Genomic DNA, 11,524 nt, shown 5'->3' with positions numbered 1-11,524 from the left:
CACGCGCCCCGCGCCGGTGACCACCTGGCGGGAGACGTCCGGCACCGACGCGGCGATGGTCGCTCGTGTCCCGCCCGCGCAGTGCACCCGCGCGACGCCGGGCCGCACCTCGCCCAGCCGTTTCGGCCGCTCGTGCAGGGGGATGTGCGCCGCCCCCGCTATCTCACCCGCGTGATGCCCGGTGTTCCGGCGCGCCATTGAGTGCGACCGGGGCCCTCGCCCCGCTCCCCGGTGAAGGCGGCCACGTCGTGGCCCTCCTTGGCCGGTACGTAGGACGTGTGGTTCGGGTTCCGGGCTCCATTCGGCATTCCGGCTCTGCATGTTCGGCTTCACCCATGCACGGGTACGGCTTCTGGAGGAAAAACCGCAGGTCCACGTGTTGACGTTGTCCAGACCATTGACATGTAAGCGCCACGCTGTTGAATTCGGTGTTGTTGTGTTGCGCGACTCTGCTGACTTGAGTGATCAATGGAGGACTAGTGACGCCTCGCCCACCCCGTCTCACCGCGCTCGGCACGGCGGCGGCCCTGCTCGTCGGAGGTCTGCTGACCGCCGTGCCGTCGGCCCAGGCAGCAGGCAGTGCCCGCGCCGACACCCCTGCAAAGGGCGCAGCCGCCCGACCGGCCCCTGCTGTCGCACCGACCCCGCAGTCCGTGAAGACCCGGGCCGACCGGATCACCATCAGCTCGACCGTCACCGTGGTGGCGAGCGGGACCTCCGACGAATCCGCCGTCCAGGTCGTGGAGAGCGCGCTGCGCCGGGCCGGTGCCCAGCGCGTCGTGCGCGGCGACAGACCCGGCCGGAGCGGGCTCACCGTCCATGTCGGTGACCCTGCCGCGCTTGCCGCGCAAGGGATCGACGGCCCGTCCGCGCTGCCGGCCGAGGGCTATGTGCTCGGCATCGGCGCCGGCCGCATCGTCCTCGCGGGCAAGGACGCCACGGGCACCTACTACGCCGCGCAGACACTGCGTCAGATCCTGCCGCACGAGAAGCGTCCGGGTGCCCGGGTCGCCGGGCTCGCGGTGCGCGACTGGCCCGGCACCGCGCTGCGCGGTGTCATCGAGGGCTTCTACGGCACTCCGTGGTCGCACGAGGCCCGGCTCGACCAGCTCGACTACTACGGCGAGCACAAGATGAACATCTATGTGTACTCGCCGAAGGACGACGCGTACCTCCGCGCGAAGTGGCGCGACGCCTACCCGGCCGACCAGCTGGACCGGATCAAGGAGCTCGCCGACCGGGCCGCGCAGCGGCACGTGGAGTTCACCTACGCGCTCTCGCCCGGACTCTCCGTCTGCTACAGCTCGGACGCGGATGCCAAGGCGCTGACCGAGAAGTTCCAGACCATCTGGGACATCGGCGTGCGCACCTTCGCCGTACCGCTCGACGACATCAGCTACACCGACTGGAACTGCGCCGAGGACAAGGCGAAGTGGGGGACCGGCGGCGGCGCCGCGGGCGCGGCGCAGGCGTATCTGCTCAACCGGGTCAACAAGGAGTTCATCGCCACCCACCCGGGCGCCCAGCCGCTCCAGATGGTCCCGACCGAGTACTACAACGTCTCCGCGTCGCCGTACAAGAAGGCGCTGTCCGAGCAGCTCGACCCCAATGTCCTGGTCGAGTGGACGGGCGTCGGCGTCGTCGCGCCGACCATGACCGTCGCGCAGGCGCAGGCCGCCCGCACGGTCTTCAACCACCCGATCCTGACCTGGGACAACTACCCGGTCAACGACTACGCGACCAACCGGCTGCTGCTCGGCCCGTTCAGTGGCCGGGAGAAGGGCCTGCCCGGCGAACTGGCCGGGATCACGGCGAACCCGATGATCCAGCCGTACGCCTCGAAGATCGCCCTGTACACCGTCGCCGACTACGCGTGGAACGACGCCGCCTACGACCCCCGCACCTCATGGGGCGAGGGGCTGAAGGAGTACGCGGGCGGCGACCCGCGCACCCAGCAGGCACTGCGGGCCTTCGCCGACGTGAACTACAGCTCGGCCCTCAACAAGGACCGGGCCCCCGAGCTGGCGGCGGCCTTCGCCCGCTACTGGAAGTCCGGTGACGCCGCCCGGCTCACCTCCGTGCTCGGCGCACTCGGCTCGGCCCCCGACAGGCTGCGCGCCGGCCTCCCGGACCGCGGCTTCGTCGCCGACGCCGCCCCCTGGCTGGACGCCACCGGCGCCTGGGCCGACGCCGCCCGCACCGCCCTGCGCATGGTCGAGACGGCCCGCGCCGGAAAGGGAGCCCAGGCCTGGGAGCTGCGGCAGCAACTGCCCGCACAGCTCACCGCGGCAAAGTCCTTCACGTACACCGGGCTCGACGGACGCAAGGTGCCGGTCCTCGTCGGTGACGGCGTCCTGGACGGGTTCGTCGACGCGGCCGAGGCCGAGTACGACCGGATCCTCGGCGTGAGCGGCAGGCCCTCGGCCTCGACCGGCCTCGGTACATACCAGAGCAACACCGTGGCCCGGATGCTGGACGGCGACGACTCCACCTACTTCTGGAGCGACGGAGCGCCCGCCGCGGGCGACGCGGTCACCGTGGACCTCGGCCGGGTCCGGGACATCGGCACCGTCACCCTCGCGATGGCCAAGCCCGGCAGCGCCGAGGACTACCTCCACCAAGGGGTGCTGGAGTACTCGGCCGACGGGCAGAGCTGGCAGCAGCTCACCGCCTTCTCCGGAAAGCCGGACGTCACCGCGACCGCACCTGCCGGAACGAAGGCGCGCTACGTACGGGCACGGGCGACCGCCGGCCAGGAAAACTGGCTGGTGGTAAGGGAGTTCAGCATCCCGACGGACCAGGGCGCGGTGACCGGTGGGCCGCCCGCCGCGGCCGGATCCTCGCTGCGCGCGGCGTCCGACGGCGACCCGGGCACCGTCTACCGGGCAGCCCGTGCCCCGGAGGCCGGGGAGACGCTGGAGCTGGGGCTCGTCGCCGCACGTGCCGTGCCCTCCGTCACCGTCCTCCAGCCGGCCGGGTCCACGGCCCGCGCCGACATCCAGTTGCGGGGAACCGGCGGAACCTGGCAGACCGTCGGCGCGCTCGACGGCCCGTACACCCGGGTCGACACGGCGGGCCGCACGGCCGACGCGGTGCGGCTCGTCTGGCACGCCGGGTCGGTGGCACCGCAGATCGCCGATGTGGTGGTGGCCGGCCAGGACTGAGGCCCGCACCCGGATCCGTCACCGCGCCCGGTCCGGCCCGAAGCTCCTTCGGGTCGGACCGGGCGCACCCATGTCCGGGCACGGCCGGAACCGGGCCCGGCGAGTTGTTCCCAGAGCGACAAGCGACCGCTTAGTATGCGCCGGAGCAGTGGTAATGCCGACAGTGTTGTGGAGGCCCCTCATGCAGGCATGGCGTGTGCACCGTAACGGCGAGCCGAGCGAGGTGATGCGGCTGGAGGAGACGGACAGGCCCACGCCCGGCGACGGGCAGGTGCTCGTCGAGGTGCTCGCGGCGGACATCAACTTCCCCGACGCGCTGCTCTGCCGCGGCCAGTACCAGGTGCGGCCGCCGCTGCCCTTCACCCCCGGCGTGGAGATCTGCGGCAGGACTCCGGACGGGCGGCGGGTGCTCGCCAACCCCGCCCTGCCGTACGGCGGGTTCGCCGAGTACGTCGTCGCGGACGAGGCGGCGCTGCTGCCCGCACCGGACACCCTGGACGACGCCGAGGCCGCCGCCCTGCACATCGGCTATCAGACCGGCTGGTTCGGCCTGCACCGCAGGGCGCACCTCCGGGCGGGCGAGACCCTCCTGGTCCACGCGGCGGCCGGCGGGGTCGGCAGCGCCGCCGTCCAGCTCGGCAAGGCCGCCGGAGCCACCGTCATCGGCGTGGTCAAAGGCCCCGGCAAGGCCAGGACCGCCACCGAACTCGGCTGCGACATGGTCATCGACCGCCAAAGCGAGGACATCGTCGCCGCGGTCAAGGAAGCCACCGGCGGTCGCGGCGCCGACGTGGTCTACGACCCGGTCGGCGGCGACGCCTACGCCAAGTCCGTGAAGTGCGTCGCCTTCGAGGGCCGGGTTCTCGTCGTCGGCTTCGCGAGCGGTGTCATTCCCGCCCCGGCACTGAATCACGCGCTCGTCAAGAACTACTCGATCGTCGGACTGCACTGGGGCCTCTACAACACCAAGGACCCGGGCGCCGTCCGCGCCTGCCACGACGAGCTCACCCGGCTCGCCGCGCAGGGCACCATCAAGCCGCTGATCAGCGAACGCGTCGGGCTGCCCGGGGCCGCCGACGCCGTCCAGCGGGTCGCCGACGGCACCAGCACCGGCCGGATCGTCGTCCTCCCGGCAGGAGCTGCCCGATGACCGTGCCCGACGCGGCCGAACTCCGCCGCCGCACCCAGGACCTGCTCGTCGCGCACCCGCCGGCCACCACCGGCAGTACCGAATTCCTCAAGGCCCGCTTCGACGCCGGACTGGCCTGGGTGCACTACCCGGCCGGACTCGGCGGTCTCGACGCGCCGCGCTCCCTGCAACCCGTCGTCGACGCCGAACTCGCCGCGGCCGGCGCCCCCGACAACGATCCGCGCCGGATCGGGATCGGCCTCGGCATGGCCGCCCCCACCATCCTCGGCTTCGGCACCGACGAACAGAAGAGGCGCTTCCTGAGGCCGCTGTGGGTCGGCGAGGAGGTCTGGTGCCAGCTCTTCAGCGAACCGGGCGCCGGTTCCGACCTCGCGGCCCTCGGCACCCGCGCCGTCCGTGACGGCGAGGACTGGGTGGTCGACGGGCAGAAGGTCTGGACATCCAGTGCCCATCTGGCCCGCTGGGCGATCCTCATCGCCCGCACCGACCCGGACGTGCCCAAGCACCGCGGCATCAGCTACTTCATCTGCGACATGACCGACCCCGGCGTCGAGGTGCGGCCGCTGCGCCAGATCACCGGCGAGGCGGAGTTCAACGAGGTCTTCCTGACCGGCGTACGCATCCCCGACAGCAGGCGCCTCGGCCCCGTCGGCGAGGGCTGGAAGGTCGCGCAGACCACGCTGATGAACGAGCGGGTCTCCATCGGCGGAGCACGCGTCCCGCGCGAGGGCGGCATGATCGGCCCGGTCGCCCGCACCTGGCGCGAACGCCCCGACCTGCGCACCCACGACCTCCACCAGCGCCTGCTGACCCTCTGGGTCGAGGCCGAGGTGGCCAGGCTCACCGGCACCCGGCTGCGCCAGCAGCTCGTCGCCGGGCAGCCCGGCCCCGAAGGCTCCGGGATGAAGCTCGCGTTCGCCCGGCTCAACCAGGAGATCAGTGGACTGGAGGTCGAACTGCTCGGCGAAGAGGGGCTGTTGTACGGCGACTGGACCATGCGCAGGCCGGAGCTGGTCGACTTCACCGGACGGGACGCCGGCTACCGCTATCTCCGCTCCAAGGGCAACTCCATCGAGGGCGGCACCAGCGAGGTGCTGCTCAACATCGTCGCCGAGCGTGTCCTCGGCCTGCCCGCCGAGCCGCGCACCGACAAGGACGTCGCCTGGAAGGACCTGGCCCGATGACCGCACCGACCGAAGAGAACCAGGCGCCCGATCTGCTGTACTCACAGGCCGAGGAGGATCTGCGGGCGGCGGTGCGTGCGCTGCTCGCCGACCGGAGCGACGCGCCGGCGGTGCTCGCCCGTGTCGAGTCCGACACGCCGTACGACCCGCGGCTCTGGAAGGCCCTCGCCGCCGACATCGGCGCGGCGGGGCTGCTGGTGCCGGAGGAGTTCGGCGGGCAGGGCGCGAGCCATCGTGAGGCCGCGGTGGTGCTGGAAGAGCTGGGCCGCGCGGTCGCACCCGCGCCCTTTCTGGCCGGCGCGGTCGTCGCCACGGAGACGCTCCTCGCGCTGGGGGCGCCCGACGGGCCGGTTGCCGCGCTCCTCGGCGACCTCGCCGCGGGCCGCAGGGTCGCGGTCCTCGCCGTGCCGTTCGCCGCCGCGTCGCCCGACGCCGTTCAGCCGGCCGCTGTCGTGGCCGGGAGGGTGGAGGGGACGGTGACCGGCGTCGCCGACGCCGCCATCGCCGATGTGCTGCTGGTGCCGAACACCGACGGCCTGTACGCGGTCGAGACCGGTGCCGACGGGGTCGCCGTGGAGCCCCTGGTGCCGCTCGACCTGACCCGCCCGCTCGCCACCGTCACCCTCGCCGGGGCTGCCGGAACCCGCCTGGCCGACGGTGCGTCAGCGGTCGCCGCCGTGCGCCGGGGACTGCTGGCGGGCGCCGGACTGCTCGCCTCCGAACAGCTCGGAATCGCCGAGTGGTGCCTGGACGAAACAGTCCGCTACACCCGTGAACGACACCAGTTCAACCGGCCCGTAGGCTCGTTCCAGGCGCTCAAGCACCGCATGGCGCAGCTCTGGCTGGAGGTCGTGTCGGCCCGCGCCGCAGCGCGCAACGCCGCGGACGCCCTTGCGACCGGCAGCCCCGACACGCCGTTGGCCGTGGCCGTCGCGCAGGCGTACTGCTCGGGGGTCGCCGTGCACGCCGCGGAGGAGTGCGTCCAGCTGCACGGCGGGATCGGCATGACCTGGGAGCATCCGGCGCACCTGTATCTCAAGCGCGCCAAGGCCGACTCGATCGCGTACGGCACGGCCGGGCGGCACCGCGAGACCGTCGCCGAACTCGTGGAGCTGCTCGCGCCGTAGCGGGGGAGAAGGAACGGCCCTCAGCAATGCGGGACTTGGGAGCGGAGGCGTGCGAACACGCGCCTCCGCTTCTGCGTCTCCGCATGCGGCGGGGTATCGGGCATCCCTTTACCTGTTGTTTAATTGCGACTGTTTCGCAATAACGTTTGATCTTCAGTAAGGGGTGTGCGGGGTATGACGGCCCGATCGATACGGGGAGCGGTCGCCGCGACACTGGCGACCGTGCTGTCGCTGACCGCGGCTGCCTGTTCCCAGCCGGGTGGCCCGGACGGCGGTGGCTCCGGGTCGGGTACGGGGGACTCGGCGGTGGTCGGCATCGCCTACGAACCCGACAGCCTCAGCCCGCTGCTCGGCTACGGCAAGGACGGCAACTCCAAGATCTTCGACGGGCTGCTCGCGCTCGACGCGAACATGGAGCTCCGGCCCGCGCTGGCCACCGCCCTGCCCGAGGTGAGCGAGGACGGACTGACGTACACGTACAGGCTCCGCAAGGACGTGAAGTTCAGCGACGGGCACCCGTTCGGCGCCAACGACGTCGTCTTCACATACCGCACCATCCTGGACGAGAAGACCAACAATCCGTCCCGGACCGAACTCGACGCGGTGAAGAGCGTCGAGGCGGTCGGCGACGACACCGTGGTCTTCACCCTCAAGTACCCCTACGCTCCCTTCGCTCAGCGCACCGTCCTGCCCATCGCCCCCGAACACGTCGCAGGCGAGCAGGACGTCAACACCGGCGCCTTCACCACGCACCCCATCGGCACCGGACCCTACGTCCTCACCAACTGGTCCAAGGGCGAGAAGCTGAGCTTCAAGGCCAACCCCGACCACTGGGGCGGCGCACCGAAGGTGAAGAAGTTCACCATGGCGATCATCAAGGACGACGACGTACGCGCCACCCGGCTGCGCTCCGGCGAACTCGACGGAGCGATCCTGCCACCCAACCTGGCCGAGGGCTTCGGCCGTGACAGCGGCATGCGGACGTACGCCGCCACGACGTACGACTACCGCACCGTGACCCTGCCCACCCACAACAAGGTCACGGGCGACACAGCGATCCGCCGCGCCCTCGATGTCGCCGTCGACCGGAAGGTCATGGTCGACTCCATCCTCAACGGCGAGGGCCGGCCCGCCTACGGGCCCGTCCCCACCGACAGCGAGTGGTTCACCAAGGGCACCGAACGCCCCCACGACCTCGCCGCCGCGAAGAAGATCCTCGACGACGCCGGATGGAAGCCGGGCAGGGACGGCATCCGCGTCAAGAACGGTGTTCGCGCCGAGTTCCCGCTGTGGTACCTCTCCGGCGACAAGCTTCGTCAGGACCACGCACTCGCCTATGCCTCCGACGCCAAGAAGGCCGGTATCGACATCACCACCAAGGCCGGGACCTGGGAGGTCATCGAGCCCCGGATGAAGCAGGACGCGGTCCTCGCGGGCGGCGGATCGCCCGCCGACCCCGACTTCGACCAGTACACCCTGCTGAATTCCTCGCTCGCGGGCGACGGCTTCAACAACATGGCGTGGTACGACAACAAGGCCGTCGACCAGGCTCTCGAAACAGGTCGCAGAAGCGGCGACGAGGCCGAACGCAAGGCCGCCTACGACACCGTCCAGCGTGAACTGGTGAAGAACCCCGGCTACACCTTCCTCACCCACATCGATCACCTCTACGTCGTGAAGGACCGTTTCGGGGCGCTCACCACCCAGGTCGAACCGCACGACCACGGCCTGGCTTCCGGTCCGTGGTGGAACGTCGAGGACTGGACGCCGAAGAAGTGAGCCACCGCCTCCCCTGGGGGCCGATGGCCAGGATGGCGGGACGGCGGGTACTGTTCGCCGTCCCTGTCCTGGCCGCCGTGACCTTCGGCGTCTTCGCGGTCGCCGCCGCCTCCCCCTTCGACCCCGTCAAGGCCTACGCGGGCACTGCGGGCCTCACCGCCTCGCAGGAGAACCTCGACCAGCTGCGGGTCAACCTCGGCGTCGACCAGCCCCTGGTGACCCGCTGGTGGAACTGGCTGACCGCCGCGCTGAGCGGCGACCTGGGCGACTCCAGCGTGATGCGCCAGCCCGTCGCCGACGTCATCGTCGAGCGTCTGGGCTGGTCCGTTCTGCTCGCCGCGACCGCCTTCGCCGTCGCCGTACTGCTCGGCACGGGGCTCGGCGTCCTGGCCGCCCGCAGGCCCGGCCGTCTGCTCGACCGGTGCGTCGGCTCCGCCGCGTACACGCTCGAAGCCGCCCCGGCCTTCTGGCTCGGACTGCTCGCCATCTGGTTCTTCGCCGTGGAGCTCGACGTGCTCCCGGCCGGCGGTCTCACCGACGCGGCCAGCGACACCGTCACCTTCGACCAGGTCGCCACCCACCTGGTGCTCCCCGCCGCCGTGCTCGGGATCTCCCAGTTGCCGTGGTTCTTCCTCTACGTGCGCCAGGGCGTCGTGGACGCGCTCGGCGAGGACCCGGTGCGCGGCGCCCGCGCCCGCGGACTGCGCGAACGCACCGTGCTGCTCGGCCACGCACTGCGCTCCGGGATGCTGCCGATGCTCACCCTCATCGGCTCCCGCGTCCCCGAACTCATCACCGGCGCCCTGCTCGTCGAGACCGTCTTCAGCTGGCCGGGCATCGCCGCCGCCACCGTGCAGGCCGCCACCTCCGTCGACTTCCCGCTGCTGGCCGCGCTCACGGTGCTGGCCACCGTGGCGGTCCTCCTCGGCAACCTCCTCTCCGACCTGCTGTACGCGATCGCCGACCCGAGAGTGGGCTTCGATGGCTGACACCGCCCTCGGGCACCCGCTGCGCACCACCCGTCGCATCCGTGTGATCGCTTCCGCCGGGATCGTCGCCGCGGTGCTGCTCGCGGTCCTGCTCGTGCCGCCGCTGGTCCAGCTCGACCAGCAGGCCGTCGACCTCTCGGCCAAACTCCGGCCACCGTCCTGGGAGCACCCGTTCGGCACCGACGACGTCGGTCGCGACCTGCTGCTGCGCTGCGTCTACGGGCTTCGCGTCTCGCTGCTTGTCGGTATCGTCGCCGGGCTCACCGCCACCGTCATCGGGACCGCCGTCGGTGCGCTCGCCGCCGCGTTCGGGGGCTGGACCGACCGGGTCGTCATGCGGCTCGTGGACACCTTCTCGTCCGTACCGCACCTGCTGCTCGGTATCTTCATCGTCGCCATGTTCCAGCCCGGTGTCGGACCGGTGATCGTGTCCGTCGCCCTCACCCACTGGATCTCGACGGCCCGGATCGTCCGCTCCGAAGTGCTGTCGCTGCGCTCCCGCCCCTTCATCGACGCGGCGATCTCCGGCGGGGCCTCACGCGGACGCGTCGTCGTCCGGCACCTGCTGCCCGCGGTGCTTCCGCAGGCGGGCCTCGCCGCGGTGCTCATGGTGCCGCACGCCATGTGGCACGAGTCCGCGCTCTCCTTCCTGGGCCTCGGACTCCCCACCCACCAGGCGAGCCTCGGCAACCTCGTGCAGACGGCGCGCGGTTCGCTGCTCGCCGGGGACTGGTGGCCGACGCTGTTCCCCGGCCTGTTCCTGGTGATACCGACCCTCGCGCTGGCGGGCCTCGCCGGCGCCTGGCGGGAGCGGATCAACCCGCGCCGCCGATCGGAGCTGATGCTGTGAAGAACGACCCCGGCCCGAAGGCGCCGGTCCTCTCCGTCCGCGGCCTGTCCGTGCGCTTCCGGATGCGGGGCGGCCGGCACATCGAAGCCGTCACCGACGCGCACTTCGACCTCGCTGCAGGGGAGTGCCTGGCCCTGGTCGGTGAGAGCGGCTGCGGCAAGTCCGTCCTGGCCTCGGCGCTGCTGGGACTGCTTCCCGGCAATGCGCGGACCTCTGGCTCGGCGCTGCTCGACGACGGTACCGATCTCCTCGGCGCGAGTGAGAGGAGCCTCGCCCGTACGGTACGGGGCCGCCGCATCGGACTCGTACCGCAGAGCCCCGCCGCGCACCTCACCCCGGTCCGCACCGTGCGATCCCAGCTGGAGGAGACCCTCCGCGAACTGACCGGTGCCCGCAGGCCCGCCCTGCGCCCCGCGGCCGAACGGGCCGCGGCACGAGCCTCGTTCCCGGCCGGGCACCTCGACAGCTACCCGCACGAACTGTCCGGCGGCCTCGCCCAGCGTGCCGCGACCGCGCTCGCCCTGATCGGCGACGCCCCCCTGCTCCTGGCAGACGAGCCCACCACCGGACTCGACCGCGAACTGGTCGAGCGGACCGTCGACGAACTGCGCCGCCACACCGACGGGGGCCGGGCGCTGCTGATCATCACCCACGATCTCGCGGCGGCCGAGCGGATCGCCGACCGGGTCGCCGTGATGTACGCGGGCCGCATCGTCGAACTCGCCGACGCCGAGGGGTTCTTCGGCGAGCCCGGACCGCGCCACCCGTACGCACGCGGCCTCCTCGACGCCCTGCCGGAGCGCGCTTTCGTCCCGATTCCCGGAATGCCGCCCGAACTCGGGGCACTTCCCGAGGGGTGCGCGTTCGCGGCCCGCTGCGGGCGGGCGGACGACAGGTGTTCCGTACTGCCCCCGTTCGACGGCGCTCTCGCCTGCCACCACGGTGTGCGGGCGGACGGACAGGAGCCGGTCCGTGCTTGAACTCACCCGCATCACCGCCGGATACGACCGACGCGACCCCGTCGTCCGCGAGGTCTCGCTGAGCCTCGCGCCGGGGGAGTCCCTCGGACTGCTGGGCCCGAGCGGCTGCGGCAAGTCCACCCTGGCCAGGGTCGCGGCCCTGCTGCACCGTCCGTACGCGGGCACGGTGGTGCTCGACGGCGAACCGGTACGCGGCTGGCGGCACCGCGCCCCCCGCGCGCAGCGCACCGCCGTCGGCGTCGTCTTCCAGCAGCCCCGGCTCTCCGCCGACCCCCGGCTCACCCTGCGCGAACTCATCGCC

9 protein-coding genes and 1 pseudogene are annotated in these 11,524 nt (G+C 71.8%); 9 read left to right on the top strand and 1 reads right to left on the bottom strand.

The window, feature by feature from the left end:
* Window positions 1–198, bottom strand: a pseudogene (locus ACWCQ6_RS33480) (hypothetical protein); the annotation flags it as partial.
* A gap of 281 nt (window positions 199–479) precedes the next feature.
* On the opposite strand from ACWCQ6_RS33480, the gene ACWCQ6_RS33475 reads away from it, so the two are divergent.
* From ACWCQ6_RS33475 to ACWCQ6_RS33435, 9 genes are all read left to right on the top strand, one after another.
* Window positions 480–3,164 (top strand): beta-N-acetylglucosaminidase domain-containing protein, encoded by a 2,685-nt coding sequence (locus ACWCQ6_RS33475; protein ID WP_451095703.1) that lies wholly within the window; start codon window positions 480–482, stop codon window positions 3,162–3,164.
* Window positions 3,165–3,345: 181 nt separating this feature from the next.
* Window positions 3,346–4,314, top strand: a complete 969-nt coding sequence (locus ACWCQ6_RS33470; protein ID WP_451095701.1) for an NADPH:quinone oxidoreductase family protein — start codon at window positions 3,346–3,348, stop codon at window positions 4,312–4,314.
* The gene (locus tag ACWCQ6_RS33465) at window positions 4,311–5,498 is read left to right on the top strand and encodes an acyl-CoA dehydrogenase family protein (protein ID WP_451095699.1); all 1,188 of its coding nucleotides are present in this window, start codon (window positions 4,311–4,313) and stop codon (window positions 5,496–5,498) included. The genes ACWCQ6_RS33470 and ACWCQ6_RS33465 overlap by 4 nt, the downstream gene beginning before the upstream one ends.
* On the top strand, window positions 5,495–6,625 hold the full coding sequence (locus tag ACWCQ6_RS33460; protein WP_451095697.1) for an acyl-CoA dehydrogenase family protein: 1,131 nt from the start codon (window positions 5,495–5,497) through the stop codon (window positions 6,623–6,625). The genes ACWCQ6_RS33465 and ACWCQ6_RS33460 overlap by 4 nt, the downstream gene beginning before the upstream one ends.
* Window positions 6,626–6,799: 174 nt before the next feature.
* On the top strand, window positions 6,800–8,404 hold the full coding sequence (locus ACWCQ6_RS33455; protein ID WP_451095695.1) for an ABC transporter substrate-binding protein: 1,605 nt from the start codon (window positions 6,800–6,802) through the stop codon (window positions 8,402–8,404).
* A gap of 23 nt (window positions 8,405–8,427) precedes the next feature.
* Window positions 8,428–9,393, top strand: coding sequence for an ABC transporter permease (locus tag ACWCQ6_RS33450; protein ID WP_451095707.1), 966 nt, complete (start codon window positions 8,428–8,430; stop codon window positions 9,391–9,393).
* Entirely contained in the window at window positions 9,386–10,243 is an 858-nt protein-coding gene (locus tag ACWCQ6_RS33445; protein ID WP_451095693.1) for an ABC transporter permease, read from the top strand. Before ACWCQ6_RS33450 ends, ACWCQ6_RS33445 begins: the two co-directional genes overlap by 8 nt.
* A gap of 62 nt (window positions 10,244–10,305) precedes the next feature.
* Window positions 10,306–11,223, top strand: a complete 918-nt coding sequence (locus tag ACWCQ6_RS33440) for an ABC transporter ATP-binding protein (RefSeq protein WP_451095705.1) — start codon at window positions 10,306–10,308, stop codon at window positions 11,221–11,223.
* Window positions 11,216–11,524 (top strand): ATP-binding cassette domain-containing protein (locus ACWCQ6_RS33435; RefSeq protein WP_451095691.1); only part of this gene is annotated, 309 nt, incomplete at its 3' end. The genes ACWCQ6_RS33440 and ACWCQ6_RS33435, both read left to right, overlap by 8 nt.

The sequence above is a fragment of the Streptomyces sp. NPDC001880 genome (assembly GCF_053594575.1).
This window is presented reverse-complemented; position numbering and strand designations above follow the sequence as displayed.